This is a genomic window from Phocaeicola sp., assembly GCF_057861905.1.
In genome coordinates, this window is the sequence record NZ_DBMACV010000038.1 from 1 (window position 1) to 17,919 (window position 17,919).

A 17,919-nucleotide genomic window follows, 5' to 3' on the forward strand; every position below is an offset into this window, starting at 1 on the left:
AAATTCTCAGGAGAAATAGGAGGCATTATGACAAAATACCTTCATCTCTTGGAAGAACAAAGACTATCTCCTAAAACGATAGATGGCTACGAACATGTGTTTAGTTATTTTCTCAGGCATTTGTCTTTGAGGAATGTATTCCGCATCTCAGATATAGGTGAGGATGATGTGCTAACTTTTATATCTTCCAGCCAAAACAGTAAACAAAGAGTATTGGCAACGATGCGTGCATTTTGTCATTACCTGTACGAACAAAAGCTTATCAATAAGAATATTGATTATGTGATAGGAAGAAACCGTTATCTTGTAAAAGAAAAACTACCGTCAACATACACTTGTGAAGAAGTCTTGCAAATAGAATCTTCGGTAAATCAATCCACTCCTGTAGGAAAACGAGATTATGCCATGCTCCTATTAGCGACACGGTTAGGACTACGTTCCTCCGATATTGCCGGATTACAATTCAGTAATTTAGATTGGGATAGAAACATTATCCGCCTGATACAGTACAAGACTAAACGTGAAATAGAATTACCGCTCTTAAAGGATGTGGGAGAAGCTATCATCAATTATGTGAGATATGGCAGACCGAGTTCTTCTTCCAAACAGATATTCCTATCCTCTTTAGCCCCATATAATCCTGTGAATGGGGCGGTAGTTTCCTTATCGGTCAGAAAGATTATCTGTCATTCAAGAATAGATACACGGGATAGAAAAAAAGGCCCTCACGCAATGAGACATACTTTAGCCAGCCAGCTATTGCGTAATGGCGTATCACTGCCCGTCATTTCTGAAACATTGGGACACAAAACTACACAAACGACAATGAGCTATCTTCGGATAGACATTGATGGTTTGATGAAATGTGTCCTTGAAGTCCCGGATGTCCCATCCGATTTCTACACACAGAAAGGAGGTTTGTTCTATGTCTGAACAATTCATATATCAAAGCGTGTTCGCTCCTTATTTTAAGGATTTTCTTGCGATGAAAGAGAGTCAGGTTTCCGACATTGGACGGATAAAGTGGATGCTCTTGGAGTTTGACAAGTTCTTCGTTAATAGCAACATCAGGGATGTGTTCATAACTAAAAGCATGATTGATGCATGGAAGTGCACCCGCATACATGATAAAAAGAAAACCCTCTATGACAAGGTGTCCATGTTCCGGCAGTTTTGCCTATACTTATGCCACATAGGAAAAGAATGCTATGTACCCAAGTTACCAAAGAAGGAATATTCGGATTTTACTCCTTATGTGTTTACCCGTGGGCAGATACAGGACATATTTGAAACCTGTGACAAGCAAAGGATGTATAGTCATAATATATATTGTAATCTTTTTGCATTACCTACTTTATATAGAATTTTATATGCTACAGGGATTAGAATCGGAGAAGCCATATCCATTAGGAACCGGGATGTTGATTTGAGAAGGAATTGCATCATTATTCGGAAGACAAAGAACAAGATGGAAAGGCTTATTCCTTTAAGCGGCTCCCTGTCCAAGGTTCTACAACAGTATTTGGAATATCGCAACAAGATACCCTTGCCAGATGTTGATGCCCCGGACAAGTTCCTGTTAATATCTCCGTCAGGACGACCGTTGTCTTCTTGCACAGTTTTGAGCGGTTTCAAGAAAGTGTTGGAAAAATGCAATATACCCTGTTCAAGCAACCGTTCCGGCGGAGCCTGCATACATAGTCTCAGACATACTTTTGCCGTCCATTCCCTTGCAAAGATGGTGCAAGAAGGAATGGACATATATTGTGCGCTTCCCCTTTTGTCGGTCTTCTTGGGGCATAAGACGTTGAAAGGGACTGAAACCTACGTACGCCTGACACAAGATATGTTTCCCGATATTTTATTGAAACAAACTACCATAACACGGTTTGTATATCCTGAAATGAACGTAATAACAGATTCAAACATATAGGCTTATGAGAACAACAGATTTTGCAAAGCATTTAACGGCCTTTTTCACAGAGTACCTTATTGGAGAAAGGGGCGTAAGCCCTAATACCATACGGTCATACAGCGAATCATTTAGCTTGCTGTTAAACTTTTTGGACGAACAGGCAAACATAAAGGCTGATAATCTTAGATTGGAACATATTACCAGAAAAACGGTTTTAAACTTCCTTGATTGGTTACAAGACACGAAAAAATCAAGTAACGCGACAAGAAATCAAAGATTGGCGGCTTTACGTTCTTTTTGTACGTATATGCAATATGAGGATGTAAAGCGTCTGGAACAATGGCAAGAGATATTATCCATCAAGGTAAAAACACATGAAAAAAGAAGTGTCAATTATCTCAGCATAGATGGTATTAGGCTTTTATTGGCACAAATACCAATCAACACGAAAAAAGGACGGCGGGACTTAGCTTTGATATCCCTGCTCTATGATAGTGGAGCCAGAGTACAAGAATTAATAGACTTGACGCCCGCATCTTTGAAATTGGAAAAGCCTTGTCATGTCACCTTATTTGGTAAAGGACGCAAAAAAAGAATTGTCCCTTTACAAGACGAACAAGTGAATTTGTTACGCAGTTATATGGAAGAGAATCGTTTAGACCTGTCCGGTTTTAATCAAAGACCTCTTTTCTTTAACAGTTGTGGCAGAAAGCTGACAAACTCTGGCATATCTTATATCTTGAACAATTATATTAATCACGCCCGAATACAAAATCCGGAACTTATACCGGAAAAAATAAGCCCGCATACTTTACGGCACAGTAAAGCTATGCACTTGTTACAAGCTGGTGTAAATTTGGTCTATATTCGTGATATTTTAGGACATATATCTATACAAACGACTGAAATATATGCTCGGGCTGATTCTAAACAAAAAAGAGAAGCCTTGGAATCAGCTTATGTTAATATGATACCAAACGATATAACAGAATGTTCGTGGGAAAAAGACCAAGAACTTAAGATCTGGTTAAAAAATCTCTCCAAGTAGAAGTTTTGCATACTTATTGAAATCAATATATGTCGTAAAGAATGTTATCTACACTTATTGGTTTGATAAAATCATTTAAATTGCATAGATAACATTCTTTTTTAACAATATTATTTTCTTCTGAATATCCTATTAGTTTGTTCTATTAACATTTGTTGATGCTGGAACAAATCTATCAATCTACGCATATTCATGTAAAAATCTTCGTCAACAAATTTCTTTTCATTCCTATATATCTCCAATAAATCTCGTATTTGCATTATCCGATGCTTCAACTCCATAGTAATATGACGTTGCTCTTCAACTAAATTTCGGTCTTTTTCGGATATCTCCTTATCAATTCGCTCTCTTATAATAAATTCTATATACTCTGGAGGAAAAAGAACTTCAGGAGAACGTAACAATTTTTGATTCGTCCTTGATAGCTCTAAAATTTCTTCTAACATTTCATTCCTAAAACTTTTGTCTGTTGAAGGTTTTTCCTCCTCTGAAGATTCCCCTTTTATCGCATCTAAAGAATCTTTCAAATTGGGCCACCACACATCAAAAGTCTTTGATAATAAATCTTCTTTTAATCCAGAATCCCCACAAGCTTTATTTAATGTAAGTAACAACTTTTTTACATCATCTTTGTCGAAAATTGTAGATTGAAATTGCAATATTGGCCCCTTTACTTCGGCTCTTTTCAAATCAAAAATAAAAGAAGGTGTGTCAAAATGCACACCTTCTGTTTTTTACGCACAAAGCCCCGACTTTCACAAGCTGGGGCTTTGTTATTACCTAAAGATTTTGTATATTTGTTTAATTTTTGATAGAGGGTGCATAAACCCTTTGTATGCAACTAATATATGAAAACTATGAATATCAAGATTCGACTGATCATTATGAACTTCCTGCAGTTTGCTGTATGGGGAGCTTATCTTACGTCTATGGGTACTTATCTGACCAAAATTGGTCTGGGTAGCCATATTGGAATATTTTATGCCATGCAGGGTATCGTTTCGCTGTTTATGCCGGCCATACTGGGTATCATTGCCGACCGTTGGGTTCCGGCGCAGCGTTTGCTGGGGTTGAGCCATCTGCTTGCCGCCCTGTTTATGGTAGGAGCGGGATATTACGGAATGACGGCAGGCGATGCTGTTTCGTTTCCGGTACTGTTTGCGTTTTATTCCATGAGTGTTGCATTTTATATGCCTACGCTTGCGCTGTCAAACTCTGTGGCATATACGGCGCTCGACAAGGTAGGACTGGATACCATCAAGGCATTTCCTCCGATTCGTACATGTGGAACAATCGGATTTATCTGTTCCATGTGGCTGGTCGACTTGTTTAAATTTCAGGATAACTACATGCAGTTCTTTACATGTGCTGCTTGGGGTGTTATTCTGGCAGTATATGCCAACACCTTGCCTCAGTGTCCGGTCAGCCGTGGCGGAGACGGACAGCGGAAATCGCTGGTTGAGGCTTTGGGACTGAAGGCTTTCTTGCTGTTCCGTGAGCGTAAGATGGCTATTTTCTTTATTTTTTCGATGCTGCTGGGCGTTTCTTTGCAGATAACCAACGGCTTTGCCAATCCGTTTATCACCAGTTTCGGTTCGATACCTGAATATGCCGATACTTTTGGCGTGCAGCATGCCAATCTGCTGATTTCGCTTTCTCAGATAAGCGAAACGTGCTGTATCTTGCTGATTCCTTTCTTCCTGGGACGTTTCGGCATTAAAAAGGTTATGCTGATTGCCATGATTGCATGGGTATTGCGCTTCGGACTCTTCGGACTTGGTAATCCGGGATCGGGAGTATGGATGTTTATTCTTTCCATGATTGTATATGGTGTGGCATTCGACTTCTTCAATGTTTCGGGTTCGCTGTATGTTGATAAGGAAACGGATATAACCGTACGTTCCAGCGCGCAGGGATTGTTTATCATAATGACTAACGGACTGGGAGCTACAATTGGAACTTTGAGTGCTCAGTGGGTGGTCAATCAGTTTGTCGACTTCGGCAGTACCGAACCGCAAGTTGCCGGATGGAGCCATGCGTGGTTTATCTTTGCAGCCTATGCGCTGGTAGTGGCTATTATGTTCAGCATTGTTTTTAAATATAAACATGAAGTTCCTGAAAAATGAATGAGATAGAAATAAAAGTTTTGGATATGTCTGCGGTACTCAAGCCTTCGGACTCCTTTGCACTGGTGCTCGAAGAACTTGGCGGACACTTCCGCAAGCTGGCTCTGATTATAGGGAAGCAGGAAGCGCAGGCTATCAAGATGGGGCAGATGTCGTACACTCCTCCGCGTCCGTTTACGCACGATTTGATGCTGGCTGTAATGAAGGAAGGCGGACTGACGCCGGTCAAAGGGCTGATTTATGAGGTGAAAGACGGTATCTATAGCTCGTACTTGTATGTGCAACGCGAAGACGGAACGGAATTTCAGGTGGACGCCCGGACTACGGATGTCATATCTCTGGCACTCCGAAAGAAGTTTCCGCTGTATGTCTATGAAGATATTCTGGAAAAAGAGCAGTTGCGCAATATTTCTCCCGACGGCTCAACATATACGGTTTCGGTCAATACCATCGATTTGGAATCGCTGAAAAAGGCGATGGCAGAGGCGGTAGAGCAAGAGGACTACGAACGTGCATCGCAACTGCGCGATGAAATCAGAAAACGTGAGGGCAAAGGAAAGAATACAAATCAACCATAATAATAGAAAGATATGCATGTTTTTTATACTCCGGACATCGCTGTAAATCCGGAACTTCCTGAAGAGGAAGCCGGACATTGCCTGCGTGTATTGCGCCTGACGGTAGGCGACGAGGTGATGCTGACCGATGGTAAGGGATATTTCTACCGGGCTGTTATCAGTGCGGCAACCGGCAAACGCTGTCAGGTGAAAGTAACGGAAACCATTCCTCAGGAACCTTTCTGGAAGGGGCATCTTCATCTGGCTATGGCGCCTACGAAGAATATGGATCGTATAGAGTGGTTCGTGGAGAAAGCTACCGAAATCGGATTTGACGAGCTTAGTTTCTTGAACTGCCGGTACTCGGAACGCAAGGTCATAAAAACTGAACGTATAGAGAAAATTGTAGTTTCGGCAGTAAAGCAGTCGCTCAAGGCACGGAAACCGATTGTCAACGAAATGGAAGATTTCGGGCGTTTCATGCAGCGGGAATTCAGCGGGCAGAAGTTTATCGCTCACTGTTACGAGGGAGAAAAGCCCTTGCTGAAGGATGTGCTGAAGCCGGGTGAGGATGCTGTCGTGCTGATTGGTCCCGAAGGAGATTTCAGCCGTGAGGAAGTCGAAAAGGCAGAATTGCTGGGATTCCAGCCCGTCAGTCTGGGTAAATCGCGCCTGCGGACGGAAACGGCGGCACTGGTGGCGGTACATACTATGAATTTGTTTAATAGTTAACATACGAAGATTATGAATCGGAACGTATTAATTGGCTGCCTGCTGGCGACGGTTATGCTGCTGGCATCGTGCAGCAAGAAAAATGTTTATGAAAATGTTCTTCCGAAGGATGCAGCAGTAGTGGTGTCGGTCGACCTGGTGTCGATGGCCGATAAAAGCGGACTGAGTAGTGATAAAGGAGCACCGGTGGTTGCACGGTTGAGCAATGCATTGAAAAGCGGGGCAGAAGGTGCCGGTGAACTTATAGACAAGGTGACAAAGGATCCTTCGGAAAGCGGACTTGACCTGACGGAAAAGGTATATTATTTTGTCGGGTCGGGCGGTGTGTCTACAGGACTGGTCATGCGTGTGTCGGATGATGGAAAACTGGAAGACTTGCTGAAAGCTTTGCACGACCAGCAGGTATGCGAAAAGCCTGTGGAAGCTGACGGTTGTATGTGGACGGCAATGGGTAATGTATTGGTTGCATATACGGATGATGCCTTCCTTGCTATGCTCGACCTGAAGGGAGGACAGGCAAAAGATATGCTTCATTCGGCTTCGATGTTGCTCCGTCAAACTGAAAAAGACGGTTTTGCTGCGACTTCCGACTTTCAGCATATGAAGGAAACGAAGGGGGATATTGTACTGTTGACTTCCCTCGACTGGATTCCAAGCGAGTATGTAGCTCCTCTTACAATGGGAACTTCTGCCAGCATGAATTTGAAGGATGTAAAATACCTTTCGGCTGTGAACTTTGAAAAAGGGAAGGTTGTAATGGATGTGAAGGACATGACGACGGATAAGCTGGTGAATGCGATGACGGAAAAACAGTTGCAGGCTACCAATCCGGTGAAAGGAACTTATCTGGATGCTTTCCCTGCCAATACATTCTTCTGGATGACCGGGAATATGGATGGTGGAAAAATATACGATTTGTTGTGTGAAAATGCAACGGTCCGCCAGCAGTTCGAGAGCTCCATCATGCCGATTGATTTCAAGGCTATTTTCAGTTCCATCAAAGGCGATATGGCTGTTGCTCTGACGAATCCTTTGCAGAACGGGTTCATCGCCTATGCTGATGTGACAAACAGTGAGTTCTTGCAGACATTCGAGGACTTGAAGCCGCTTTTGGCTATGACCAACGGACAAATGCAGCTGTTGAACCGTGGTGCCAACGATTATGAATTCCGTATGCAGGACGGTCAGATGCTGGGAATGCGTCCGGGTGTTGTAAGTTTCTGGTTCGGCGTGAGAAACAATCGCCTGTATTTTACCAATGATGCCAATCTGGTGGATGCACGGGTTTCGGGCTTGTCACTGAGAGATTGTGCGTGGGGCAAGAAAGTGGCTGGCAAGAGATGTTTTGTCGGAATGAATTTCGCATCGGTTACAGCTCAGGCAAAGCAGTTGCTTGGCAGCAATAATCAGTATGCTTCGGCTGTCGGTGCATTGGGTTGTCTGGATTATATGACAATAGAGTCGGCCGACTGTAAGTCTGCTCATCTGGAGCTTGTAACAACCGATAAGGATAAAAATATCCTTCAGTCCTTGCTGGAGGCTTTTAATTAAGGAAGAATGGAAACAATAGAATTACAACAAACTCTGCCGGAAGTGTTTTCCGGCAGAGATAGCATTATCTCTGATGTGTGGCATCGTCAGGTCGCATTTCAGCGGGGGAAGACTTATCTGGTGGAAGCCGTTTCGGGTACGGGTAAGTCTTCCCTCTGTAGTTTTATCTACGGGTATCGAAAGGATTATCAGGGTATCATTTGCTTTGACGGGGAGAATGTGAAAAACTATCCGGTCAGTCGTTGGGTGGAAATCAGAAAGCGCTCGCTGAGTATGTTGTTTCAGGAGTTGCGCCTTTTCCCGGAACTTACCGCATGGGAGAATATACAGTTGAAAAATTCTCTGACGGGGCATTGTAAGCGTAATCAGGTGGAGGAGTGGTTCTCGCGCCTGGGCATAGCCGACAAATGGAACCAGCGGATTGGAAAAATGTCTTTCGGGCAGCAGCAGCGAGTTGCCTTTGTCCGCGCATTGTGTCAGCCTTTCGATTTTATTTTTCTGGACGAGCCTGTCAGCCATTTGGATGACGGAAACGGAAAGGTGATGGCTGAGATTTTGCAGGAAGAAGCTGGCAAGCAGGGAGCAGGTATAATCGTTACATCTATCGGAAAGCATCTTCCGCTGAACTACGACAGGGTACTTTCTTTATAAACATGGAGTTATGGTTTGGAAATTATTAAGACAACATATCAGTGTGTCGCAACTGGCTGGATTTTTCCTTGCCAATTTGTGTGGCATGATTATCGTTTTGCTGGGTATACAGTTCTATCGGGATGTATTGCCCGTGTTTACTCAGGGAGATAGCTTTATTAAAAAAGATTTTGTAATCCTTAGTAAGAAGGTTAGTACGCTGGGAGCTATTGTGGGAAAGAGCAGTACTTTCTCAGCAGGTGATATCGCAGAAATAGAGGAACAGCCGTTTACCAAGAACGTAGGACGTTTTCTTCCGTCGCAATTTAAGGTCTCTGCCGGTATGGGAATGCAGGGAATACGCATGTCTACCGATATGTTTTTCGAGTCTGTGCCCGATGAGTTTGTTGATGTGAAATTGGATAAATGGAAGTTTGATCCGTCGTCGGATGTGGTGCCTATCATTATCCCGCGTAATTACCTGAACTTGTATAATTTCGGCTTTGCGCAGAGCCGGAATCTTCCTCAGCTTTCGGAAGGTGTCATGGGAATGGTGAACTTGGATATCCGTATTATGGGTAACGGTCAGGTAAAGCAGTTGAAGGGAAATATCGTGGGCTTTTCGAATAGGCTGAATACAATTCTGGTACCGGAAACGTTTATTAACTGGGCAAATGCCGCCTATGGAACCGGGGAGAAGGTTGAGCCTTCACGCCTGATTGTGGAGGTGAATAATCCGACGGATGAACGGATTGCCAAATTCTTCCAGCAAAAGGGATATGAAACTGAAGGAAACAGCCTTGATGCCGGTAAGGCAAGTTGGTTTCTGAAGGTGGTGATTGGCATAGTATTGTCGGTAGGACTGCTTATCAGTGTACTTTCGTTCTACATATTGATATTGAGTATCTATCTGTTGTTGCAGAAAAATTCTACGAAGCTGGAAAACTTATTGTTGATAGGTTACAGCCCTGCACGTGTAGCACGCCCATATCAGTTACTGACCATTGTATTGAATCTTGTTGTGCTGGCGTTGGGAATTGTAGCGGTAATGGTTGTTCGTTCGCTTTATCTGGATACTGTCATGAATTTATACCCTGATGCCGGAAGTGGCAGTGTGCTTCCTGCTGTCGTGACGGGTGTTATAATCTTTATAGGAGTATCGGCTTTGAATATTTTAATCATACGTCGCAAGATAAATGCTATCTGGCTGAGAAAATAAGAGGGAGGAATACAGATGATACAACAAGTAGAATTTACGCTAAAGGCTCGTTCCAGAGGATTTCATCTGATAACAGAAGAAGTGTTGAAGCATCTGCCTGCTTTGCCGGAAACAGGCCTGCTGAATCTCTTTGTGAAGCATACCAGTTGCGCGCTCAGCATCAATGAAAATTATGACCCTTCAGTTCGCGGTGATATGGAACGGATATACAATCGCCTGATACCTGAAAATGAAAGTTATTATCAGCATACAGACGAAGGAAGTGATGATATGCCAAGCCATGCCAAATGCAGCCTGACAGGGGTTTCGCTTACGATTCCTGTGACAAACGGAAGACTGAATCTGGGAACATGGCAGGGAATATATCTCTGCGAGTTCCGGGATTATGGCGGGCCTCGTAAAATTGTTGCAACGCTGATAGGATGAATCCTGTTGCATCTGTGGCGTGGACGAAAATTGCCCGTAGAATAAGTTTTTGCATTTGTAATGAAGTTTTTATGGATATCCCGACAGACTATGTTTTGTCGGGATATCTTTTTTGTGTAATATAGTTCGTTTGTTTACTAATGTCGAGAAAAAAGGAAGGAAAACCAAGCCAGGGTATTATATGTGAACAAATGTTTATAGATGTCTTATAGTGTAAAAAGACCTGTTCAAAATAGCTTGATTTGTGTCAGAAAACATGGTTTTAGGGCTAAAAAATGTTACTTAGGAGTACACTGTTGGCAGATTATTGTATAAATTTGCCATACGGAATAGTTAAACATTAAACTATTGCGAAAAACATAAAAGAGTAGATTTTTCAGGACTACAAAACGAACTTTTAATTATAAAATAAAAGATTAAGCTTATGTCAAAAATCGTTGGACACATTTCGCAGGTAATCGGTCCGGTTGTCGATGTTCGATTCAAATTCGACGGCGTGGATGCGGAGCATGCTTTGCCGAAAATTCACGATGCGATGACGATCAAAAGAAATGATGGTCGTACGTTGGTAGTGGAAGTGCAGCAGCATATCGGTGAAGATACTGTGCGTACCGTAGCAATGGACAGTACGGATGGATTGCAGCGTGGAATGGAAGTCATGCTTACCGGACAGGCTATTACAATGCCTGTTGGTCCTCAAATTAAGGGACGAGTAATGAACGTTGTCGGTGAAACGATAGACGGTATGAAAGAACTGGATAAAACGGGAGGTTTCCCTATCCATCGTGAACCGCCTAAATTTGAAGACCTGGCTACGACACAGGAAGTCCTTTTCACAGGTATTAAGGTTATTGACCTTTTGGAACCTTATCTGAAAGGTGGTAAAATTGGATTGTTTGGTGGTGCGGGCGTTGGAAAAACCGTACTTATCAAGGAGTTGATCAACAATATCGCCAAAAAGCACAACGGTTTCTCTGTTTTTGCCGGCGTAGGAGAACGTACTCGTGAGGGTAACGACTTGCTGCGTGAAATGATTGAGTCTGGAGTTATCCGCTACGGCGATGAGTTCCTGAAGAGTATGGAAGAAGGAAACTGGGACTTGTCGAAGGTGGATTATTCGGAAGTGGAGAAATCACAGGTTGCCATGGTGTTTGGACAGATGAATGAACCTCCTGGTGCACGTCAGTCTGTAGCATTGTCTGGTCTGACTCTTGCAGAATCGTTCCGTGATCGTCAGACAGGTGAGAATGGTCCGCGTGATATCCTTTTCTTTATTGATAATATATTCCGTTTTACTCAGGCAGGTTCTGAAGTTTCGGCTTTGCTGGGACGTATGCCTTCTGCGGTAGGTTATCAGCCAACACTGGCAACAGAAATGGGACAGATGCAGGAACGAATCACTTCTACCAAGAATGGTTCTATTACTTCTGTACAGGCTGTATACGTACCGGCCGATGACTTGACCGACCCGGCTCCGGCTACTACTTTTACGCACTTGGATGCTACTACCGTATTGAGCCGTAAGATTACGGAATTAGGTATTTATCCGGCTGTAGATCCGCTGGAATCTACTTCTCGTATCCTTGATCCGCTGATTGTCGGCAAGGAACATTATGAAACAGCTCAGCGTGTAAAACAGATTCTTCAGCGTAATAAGGAGTTGCAGGATATTATTTCTATTTTGGGTATGGATGAACTTTCGGACGAAGACCGTCTGACTGTAAACCGTGCTCGTCGAGTTCAGCGATTCCTCTCTCAGCCGTTTGCCGTAGCCGAACAGTTTACGGGAGTTCCGGGTGTTATGGTTTCTATAGAAGATACCATCAAGGGATTCAAGATGATTCTGGACGGTGAAGTCGACTATCTGCCTGAACAGGCTTTCCTGAATGTGGGTACCATAGAAGACGCAATCGAAAAAGGAAAGAAATTGCTTGAAGCTGCCAAAGGGTAAAGAAAACTCAACGAATTATGAAAGAAATGCATTTAGTTATCGTTTCCCCCGAGCGTATGTTATTCGACGGGAAAGTATCGCAGGTGACCCTTCCGGGAGAACTGGGAGAGTTTCAGGTACTGGTGAATCACGCACCTATTATTTCGTCACTCGTGGCGGGAAAATTGAGTTATACGTCGGGAACAGAAACTCAGACTTTAGAAGTCGCAGGAGGTTTTGCCGACATAAACAATAACCAGATATCAGTCTGTGTCGAACTTTGAGAAAAGTACGGCGGGCGTAGAACCTAAATGTTTTTGGTAGTTTTCCAATTGAGAAAAACTGCATGATACTATGTTCTTGTTAACCATCAGAAAAAAGTTTATCAGAGAGTTGACTCTTATCGGAGTCGTATTGACAGCTTTAGTGGCTGTAGTGTATCATATATTTATACCAGAACGGTATTTTTTGTGGTTCCCGGCTATTCCGATATTCTTTTATCTGTTTGGTTTGTTTTACATAGAAATGTTTTCGTTCTACTATCGTATGGGACTGGAAAAACTGGTGATGTGTTACTTGTCGTGTAAAGTATTGAAATTCATTTTAAGTGCCTTGATACTGGTTGCTTATGCATTCTTTATCGGACATGAAGTCGTGGCTTTCATGCTGACTTATGTGTTTTTCTTCTTTGCATTTCTGATATTTGAAACTCGCTTTTTCCTCTGGTTTGAAACGAAACTGAAAAATAGTAAAAAAGTAAACAATGAAAAAAATACGGTACATAGCACTGTTTCTGCTTCTGTTGATGGGGACGACGGGAATGCTGATGGCGCAAAATGCTGATTCGACGGCAGTCGCTGCTGCTACTTCTTCCGTAGAAAACAAGGAAGGAGATGTAAATGTGAACGAATTGGTTTTCGGGCATATTGGCGATGCTTATGAATGGCATATAGCTACATTGGGCAATACTGTTGTAAGTATTCCTTTGCCAGTAATTGTGCATAGTAGTACAGGCTGGCATGTATTTTGTTCTTCTCGTCTGGAAGAAGGGGAATATGAAGGACTGTACATTGCACGTGGCGGAGCGTACGACGGTAAAATCGTAGAACGCAATGCTGCTGGTGAAGAGGTCCGTCCGTTGGATATTTCTATTACAAAGAATGTAATGGGATTGTTTATCAACAGTGCAGTACTGCTTATCATCATGATGAGTTGCGTACGCTGGTACAAGAAACATCCGGTTGAGCAAGGAGCTCCCCGTGGTGGTGTAGGTATGATGGAAGCACTGATCCTGATGATATACGATGATGTGATTAAAGGCTGTATCGGTAAGGACTATAAACGATATGCTCCTTATTTGCTGACAGCTTTTTTCTTTGTGCTGGTAAATAATTTGATGGGATTGATTCCTATATTTCCGGGAGGAGCGAATGTGACAGGTAACATTGCCATTACAATGGTGCTGGCGCTTATAACATTTTTGCTCACCAATATTTATGGTACAAAGGAATATTGGAAGGAGATATTCTGGCCGGATGTTCCAACTTGGTTGAAGGCTCCGGTTCCTATGATGCCGTTGATTGAATTCTTTGGTATCTTTACAAAGCCGTTTGCTTTGATGATTCGTCTTTTTGCCAATATCATGGCGGGACATGCTGCTGTATTGAGCTTGATTGCAATTATCTTCATTACAGTGAAAGCGGGTCCTGTTATTAATGGCTCAATGACGGTAGTTGCCGTTGCATTCGGTATATTTATGGATGCATTGGAAATTCTGGTTGCATTCATTCAGGCTTACGTGTTCACCATGTTGTCGGCTGTCTTCATCGGATTGTCGCGCGTAAAGAGTCACGAAGCATAACAAAAAAATAAGAAATAAAAGTATAACCATTTAAAAAATTAAAAGATTATGTTATTGTCAGTTTTATTGCAGGCTGCTGCAGGAGTTGGTATTAGTAAGTTAGGTGCTGCTATTGGCGCAGGTATCGCAGTATTGGGTGCAGGTATTGGTATCGGTCGTATCGGTGGATCGGCAATGGAAGCTATGGCTCGCCAGCCGGAAGCTTCTGGTGATCTGCGTATGAACATGATTATTGCAGCTGCATTGGTAGAAGGTGTTGCCTTGATTGCCATCGTTGTTTGTTTGTTGACATTATTCTTATAATAAAACATTAGTTTATGGGATTATTAACTCCGGATCCGGGGCTACTGTTTTGGATGATTATCGTCTTTGGAGTCGTATTCTTTGTCTTGGCAAAGTACGGCTTCCCGGTAATCATTAAGATGGTAGAGGACCGGAAAGCATATATTGATAACTCGCTGAAAGCTGCTCGTGAAGCCAATGAACAATTGGCAAACGTAAAGGCTGAGGGTGAAAAGGTACTTGCTCAGGCACACGAAGAGCAGGCACGTATCCTTGCCGAAGCAGCTGCTACGCGCGATTGTATTGTTAAAGATGCGCAGAATCGTGCAATTGCCGAAGGAAATCGCTTGATGGCTGAAATCAAGAAACAGATTGAAACGGAAAAGGAAAGTGCGATTCGCGATATCCGCCGTCAGGTCGCAGTACTTTCTGTTGGCATTGCCGAGAAAATTATGCGAAACAAACTTGCTGATGCCAAGGAACAGGAAGAACTTATTGACCGCATACTTGATGAAATGATCGAATCTACTAAAAAATAACGTACCATGAATACAGGAGTTGTTTCTATGCGTTACGCAAAAGCCTTGTTGGCATATGCTGAAGGGCAAAAGGTAGAAGATCGGGTATATGAAGAGGTAAAAACACTTGCTGCCAATTACGTGAATGTCCCCGATTTGCGTCGGGCCATAGAAAATCCGGTACTTGACGCTAAACGTAAATGTGAATTATTACGTGAAGCATCGGGAGGCAAGGACGTCAGTGAGGAGTTGATGCGTTTCTTCGCTTTGGTACTCGATGAAAGAAGAGAAAAATTCTTGCAATTCATGTTGTGGTCGTATATTGATTTGTATCGTGAAGATAAAAATATCCTCGTGGGAAAGCTTACTACAGCCGTACCTTCCAAACGTCTGGAAGAGCATTTGGTCGACTTGATAGGAAGCCGTACTCAGGGAAAGGTAGAGATGGAAACACATATCGATCCGGAACTGATAGGAGGATATATTATTGAGCTGGAAGGTTATCGCCTGGATGCCAGTGTGGCTAATCAGTTAAAGCGCGTTAAGCAACAGTTTATTGCGAGAAACAGAAGAATTGTTTAAGTAAATGGAGAAAGATTATTTGCTTCATTTATCATTTTTAATTAAAAAGTTATGCCAGAAAATACAATAAAACCCAGCGAAGTATCGGAAGTACTGCTGCGTCAGTTGCAAGGTATCGACAACTCACTGAAGTTTGACGAAGTGGGAACGGTACTACAGGTCAGCGATGGTGTAGCACGTATCTACGGCTTGCGCAATGCAGAAGCCAACGAGCTTTTGCAGTTTGAAAACGGTATCATGGGTACTGTGATGAATCTGGAAGAGGATAATGTAGGAGCTGTGCTTTTGGGTCCTACAGACCAGATTAAGGAGGGGATGATTGTAAAGCGTACCAAACGTATCGCTTCTATTAATGTAGGCGAAAGCATGTTGGGACGTGTGATTGACCCTCTGGGTGTACCTCTTGACGGACGTGGTGAGATAGGGGGCGAATTGTTTGAAATGCCTCTGGAGCGTAAGGCACCGGGAGTAATCTTCCGTCAGCCTGTAACCGAGCCTTTGCAGACTGGTTTGAAAGCAATTGATGCCATGATTCCTATCGGACGAGGACAGCGTGAGTTGATTATCGGTGACCGTCAGACAGGAAAAACAGCGATTGCTATCGATACGATTATTAACCAGCGTGCTAATTATGAAGCAGGAAATCCGGTATATTGTATCTATGTAGCCGTAGGACAAAAAGGTTCTACCGTTGCCAGCCTTGTAAACGCATTGCGTGAAAAGGGAGCAATGGATTATACAGTAGTAGTAGCTGCTACGGCATCCGATCCTGCTGCCATGCAGTATTTTGCTCCATTTGCCGGAGCTGCTATCGGTGAATACTTCCGTGATACCGGTCGTCATGCATTGGTTGTATACGATGACCTTTCAAAACAGGCCGTTGCATACCGTGAAGTATCTTTGATTCTTCGTCGTCCGTCAGGACGTGAAGCATATCCGGGTGATATCTTCTATCTGCATTCTCGTTTGCTGGAGCGTGCTGCAAAAATCATCAGCCAGCAGGAAGTTGCAGAACAGATGAACGATCTTCCTGCCAGCCTGAAGGGAAAAGTTAAAGCCGGAGGTTCGCTTACAGCGTTACCTATCATCGAAACACAGGCCGGAGACGTTTCCGCTTATATCCCGACAAACGTAATTTCTATTACCGATGGTCAGATATTCTTGGAAACCGACTTGTTTAACCAGGGCTTCCGTCCTGCGATTAACGTAGGTATTTCAGTATCTCGTGTAGGTGGTAGTGCACAGATCAAGAGTATGAAGAAGGTGGCCGGAACATTGAAGATAGACCAGGCACAGTATCGTGAGCTGGAAGCTTTCTCTAAGTTCAGCAGCGATATGGACCCTGTAACTGCAATGGCTATCGACCGCGGACGTAAAAACAACCAGTTGCTTATTCAGCCGCAGTATTCACCGATGCCGGTAGGAGAGCAGATTGCTATTCTGTATTGTGGAACCCACAGTTTGATGCGCGATATTCCTATCAGTAAAGTGCGTGCATTCCAAGACGCATTCCTTACCAATATGCGTGCCAACCATCAGGCTGATGTGCTCGATGTACTGGCAAGTGGTAAGATCAACGATGAAGTAACAGCATTGATTGAAAAAGTAGCGGCAGAAACAGCCGGACAATTTAAAGAAAAATAATCGTCATGGCATCACTGAAAGAAGTAAAAGGAAGAATAAACTCCATAAATGGAACGCTGAAGATTACTTCGGCGATGAAAATGGTTGCCTCTTCGAAGCTGCATAAAGCTCAGGAGGCAATAGAGAACATGCTTCCTTACGAACGAAGACTGCATCACATGCTTACTAACTTTCTGAATTCAGGGCTGAGTGTGGAGTCACCTTTCGTCGTGAAACGTGATGTGAAGAAGATTGCCATTGTGGTATTTGCATCGAACAGTAGCCTGTGCGGTGGATTTAATGTGAATATAATCCGTCATTTGTCTGAGATGCTTGAAGAGTATATCCGGCAGGTAGGAAAGGAAAACATACTTGTATATCCGGTGGGACGTAAAGTCGCAGATGCCGTAAAGAAGTTAGGTATAACGCCGATGGGAGATTATCAGCACATGAGCGGAAAGCCTAATTACAAGGAGGCTTCCGATCTGGCTGCCGAAGTGATGGATCGTTTCGTGAGCGGTGAGATACAGCACGTCGAATTGCTGTACAACCACTTTAAGTCGACATCTACTCAGATACTGACACGTGAAACCTATTTGCCTATTAATCTTGCCCAGACTTCTGCTGAAGAAGAACAGGAAAAAGGCATGCAGGCCGATTATATTATTGAACCATCGGCAGAAAAGGTGATGCAGGAATTGTTGCCCAAAGTATTACGTATGAAAATGTATACCGTATTGCTTGACTCGAATGCAGCAGAACACGCTGCCCGTACGATGGCAATGCAGATAGCAACCGATAACGCAAACGATTTGATTCAGGAGCTTACGCTGATTTACAACAAGAGTCGTCAGCAAGCTATTACGAACGAATTGCTCGATATTATCGGCGGTACGATGGCGTAACGGTCAAAGCATAA

The 17,919-nt window shown here is 43.2% G+C and carries 20 protein-coding genes; 19 read left to right on the forward strand and 1 reads right to left on the reverse strand.

Annotated features, from left to right (window positions below):
- The 3 genes from ACZM60_RS08695 to ACZM60_RS08705 all read left to right on the forward strand — a co-directional run.
- The coding region (locus tag ACZM60_RS08695; RefSeq protein WP_489521296.1) for a site-specific integrase at positions 1-933 on the forward strand (933 nt) is incomplete at its 5' end.
- Positions 926-1,933, forward strand: a complete 1,008-nt coding sequence (locus ACZM60_RS08700) for a tyrosine-type recombinase/integrase (protein WP_195658792.1) — start codon at positions 926-928, stop codon at positions 1,931-1,933. The genes ACZM60_RS08695 and ACZM60_RS08700, both read left to right, overlap by 8 nt.
- 4 nt (positions 1,934-1,937) lie before the next feature.
- Positions 1,938-2,963: a site-specific integrase gene (locus tag ACZM60_RS08705; protein ID WP_122116632.1), complete on the forward strand. Its 1,026-nt coding sequence runs from the start codon at positions 1,938-1,940 to the stop codon at positions 2,961-2,963.
- A 110-nt stretch (positions 2,964-3,073) separates the two neighbouring features.
- Here the strand turns inward: ACZM60_RS08705 and ACZM60_RS08710 are convergent, their stop codons facing one another.
- The gene (locus tag ACZM60_RS08710) at positions 3,074-3,685 is read right to left on the reverse strand and encodes a hypothetical protein (protein ID WP_489521297.1); all 612 of its coding nucleotides are present in this window, start codon (positions 3,683-3,685) and stop codon (positions 3,074-3,076) included.
- Positions 3,686-3,820: 135 nt separating this feature from the next.
- Here ACZM60_RS08710 and ACZM60_RS08715 point away from each other — a divergent pair, with 135 nt between their 5' ends.
- The 16 genes from ACZM60_RS08715 (at position 3,821) to ACZM60_RS08790 (ending at position 17,905) form a co-directional block, all read left to right on the forward strand.
- The gene (locus tag ACZM60_RS08715; RefSeq protein ID WP_489521309.1) at positions 3,821-5,089 is read left to right on the forward strand and encodes an MFS transporter; all 1,269 of its coding nucleotides are present in this window, start codon (positions 3,821-3,823) and stop codon (positions 5,087-5,089) included.
- Complete coding sequence (locus ACZM60_RS08720) at positions 5,086-5,667, forward strand: bifunctional nuclease family protein (RefSeq protein ID WP_021971003.1); 582 nt, start codon at positions 5,086-5,088, stop codon at positions 5,665-5,667. The genes ACZM60_RS08715 and ACZM60_RS08720 overlap by 4 nt, the downstream gene beginning before the upstream one ends.
- A gap of 12 nt (positions 5,668-5,679) precedes the next feature.
- Positions 5,680-6,378: a 16S rRNA (uracil(1498)-N(3))-methyltransferase gene (locus ACZM60_RS08725; protein WP_489521298.1), complete on the forward strand. Its 699-nt coding sequence runs from the start codon at positions 5,680-5,682 to the stop codon at positions 6,376-6,378.
- Positions 6,379-6,390: 12 nt separating this feature from the next.
- Positions 6,391-7,929, forward strand: a complete 1,539-nt coding sequence (locus tag ACZM60_RS08730) for a DUF4836 family protein (RefSeq protein ID WP_489521299.1) — start codon at positions 6,391-6,393, stop codon at positions 7,927-7,929.
- A gap of 6 nt (positions 7,930-7,935) precedes the next feature.
- Positions 7,936-8,580 (forward strand): ATP-binding cassette domain-containing protein, encoded by a 645-nt coding sequence (locus tag ACZM60_RS08735; protein WP_021971006.1) that lies wholly within the window; start codon positions 7,936-7,938, stop codon positions 8,578-8,580.
- 10 nt (positions 8,581-8,590) lie between these two features.
- Positions 8,591-9,778 carry an ABC transporter permease gene (locus ACZM60_RS08740; RefSeq protein WP_340318568.1) on the forward strand — a complete coding sequence of 396 codons (1,188 nt, stop codon included), beginning with the start codon at positions 8,591-8,593 and terminating at the stop codon, positions 9,776-9,778.
- 15 nt (positions 9,779-9,793) lie between these two features.
- Positions 9,794-10,204 carry a secondary thiamine-phosphate synthase enzyme YjbQ gene (locus tag ACZM60_RS08745; protein WP_021971008.1) on the forward strand — a complete coding sequence of 137 codons (411 nt, stop codon included), beginning with the start codon at positions 9,794-9,796 and terminating at the stop codon, positions 10,202-10,204.
- Between the two features lie 424 nt (positions 10,205-10,628).
- Positions 10,629-12,155, forward strand: a complete 1,527-nt coding sequence (gene atpD / locus ACZM60_RS08750; RefSeq protein WP_021971009.1) for a F0F1 ATP synthase subunit beta — start codon at positions 10,629-10,631, stop codon at positions 12,153-12,155.
- 17 nt (positions 12,156-12,172) lie between these two features.
- Entirely contained in the window at positions 12,173-12,418 is a 246-nt protein-coding gene (locus ACZM60_RS08755; RefSeq protein WP_021971010.1) for a F0F1 ATP synthase subunit delta/epsilon, read from the forward strand.
- Between the two features lie 70 nt (positions 12,419-12,488).
- The gene (locus ACZM60_RS08760; RefSeq protein ID WP_340318567.1) at positions 12,489-12,977 is read left to right on the forward strand and encodes a hypothetical protein; all 489 of its coding nucleotides are present in this window, start codon (positions 12,489-12,491) and stop codon (positions 12,975-12,977) included.
- Positions 12,898-13,995, forward strand: a complete 1,098-nt coding sequence (gene atpB / locus ACZM60_RS08765) for a F0F1 ATP synthase subunit A (RefSeq protein ID WP_340318566.1) — start codon at positions 12,898-12,900, stop codon at positions 13,993-13,995. The genes ACZM60_RS08760 and atpB overlap by 80 nt, the downstream gene beginning before the upstream one ends.
- Positions 13,996-14,043: 48 nt before the next feature.
- The gene (atpE, locus tag ACZM60_RS08770) at positions 14,044-14,298 is read left to right on the forward strand and encodes an ATP synthase F0 subunit C (protein WP_021971013.1); all 255 of its coding nucleotides are present in this window, start codon (positions 14,044-14,046) and stop codon (positions 14,296-14,298) included.
- A gap of 14 nt (positions 14,299-14,312) precedes the next feature.
- Entirely contained in the window at positions 14,313-14,816 is a 504-nt protein-coding gene (gene atpF / locus ACZM60_RS08775) for a F0F1 ATP synthase subunit B (RefSeq protein WP_489521300.1), read from the forward strand.
- Positions 14,817-14,822: 6 nt separating this feature from the next.
- Positions 14,823-15,377 carry a F0F1 ATP synthase subunit delta gene (locus tag ACZM60_RS08780; RefSeq protein WP_021971015.1) on the forward strand — a complete coding sequence of 185 codons (555 nt, stop codon included), beginning with the start codon at positions 14,823-14,825 and terminating at the stop codon, positions 15,375-15,377.
- Positions 15,378-15,428: 51 nt separating this feature from the next.
- Positions 15,429-17,021, forward strand: coding sequence for a F0F1 ATP synthase subunit alpha (gene atpA / locus ACZM60_RS08785; protein ID WP_021971016.1), 1,593 nt, complete (start codon positions 15,429-15,431; stop codon positions 17,019-17,021).
- A 5-nt stretch (positions 17,022-17,026) separates the two neighbouring features.
- Complete coding sequence (locus tag ACZM60_RS08790) at positions 17,027-17,905, forward strand: F0F1 ATP synthase subunit gamma (RefSeq protein WP_021971017.1); 879 nt, start codon at positions 17,027-17,029, stop codon at positions 17,903-17,905.
- The last annotated feature ends 14 nt before the right edge of the window (positions 17,906-17,919 follow it).

Bases quoted from the DNA above. Each gene is read 5' to 3' on its own strand.
- ACZM60_RS08700 (WP_195658792.1), top strand. From the start codon at position 926: ATGTCTGAACAATTCATATATCAAAGCGTGTTCGCTCCTTATTTTAAG.
- ACZM60_RS08705 (WP_122116632.1), top strand. From the start codon at position 1,938: ATGAGAACAACAGATTTTGCAAAGCATTTAACGGCCTTTTTCACAGAG.
- ACZM60_RS08715 (WP_489521309.1), top strand. From the start codon at position 3,821: ATGAATATCAAGATTCGACTGATCATTATGAACTTCCTGCAGTTTGCT.
- ACZM60_RS08720 (WP_021971003.1), top strand. From the start codon at position 5,086: ATGAATGAGATAGAAATAAAAGTTTTGGATATGTCTGCGGTACTCAAG.
- ACZM60_RS08725 (WP_489521298.1), top strand. From the start codon at position 5,680: ATGCATGTTTTTTATACTCCGGACATCGCTGTAAATCCGGAACTTCCT.
- ACZM60_RS08730 (WP_489521299.1), top strand. From the start codon at position 6,391: ATGAATCGGAACGTATTAATTGGCTGCCTGCTGGCGACGGTTATGCTG.
- ACZM60_RS08735 (WP_021971006.1), top strand. From the start codon at position 7,936: ATGGAAACAATAGAATTACAACAAACTCTGCCGGAAGTGTTTTCCGGC.
- ACZM60_RS08740 (WP_340318568.1), top strand. From the start codon at position 8,591: ATGGTTTGGAAATTATTAAGACAACATATCAGTGTGTCGCAACTGGCT.
- ACZM60_RS08745 (WP_021971008.1), top strand. From the start codon at position 9,794: ATGATACAACAAGTAGAATTTACGCTAAAGGCTCGTTCCAGAGGATTT.
- atpD (WP_021971009.1), top strand. From the start codon at position 10,629: ATGTCAAAAATCGTTGGACACATTTCGCAGGTAATCGGTCCGGTTGTC.
- ACZM60_RS08755 (WP_021971010.1), top strand. From the start codon at position 12,173: ATGAAAGAAATGCATTTAGTTATCGTTTCCCCCGAGCGTATGTTATTC.
- ACZM60_RS08760 (WP_340318567.1), top strand. From the start codon at position 12,489: ATGTTCTTGTTAACCATCAGAAAAAAGTTTATCAGAGAGTTGACTCTT.
- atpB (WP_340318566.1), top strand. From the start codon at position 12,898: ATGAAAAAAATACGGTACATAGCACTGTTTCTGCTTCTGTTGATGGGG.
- atpE (WP_021971013.1), top strand. From the start codon at position 14,044: ATGTTATTGTCAGTTTTATTGCAGGCTGCTGCAGGAGTTGGTATTAGT.
- atpF (WP_489521300.1), top strand. From the start codon at position 14,313: ATGGGATTATTAACTCCGGATCCGGGGCTACTGTTTTGGATGATTATC.
- ACZM60_RS08780 (WP_021971015.1), top strand. From the start codon at position 14,823: ATGAATACAGGAGTTGTTTCTATGCGTTACGCAAAAGCCTTGTTGGCA.
- atpA (WP_021971016.1), top strand. From the start codon at position 15,429: ATGCCAGAAAATACAATAAAACCCAGCGAAGTATCGGAAGTACTGCTG.
- ACZM60_RS08790 (WP_021971017.1), top strand. From the start codon at position 17,027: ATGGCATCACTGAAAGAAGTAAAAGGAAGAATAAACTCCATAAATGGA.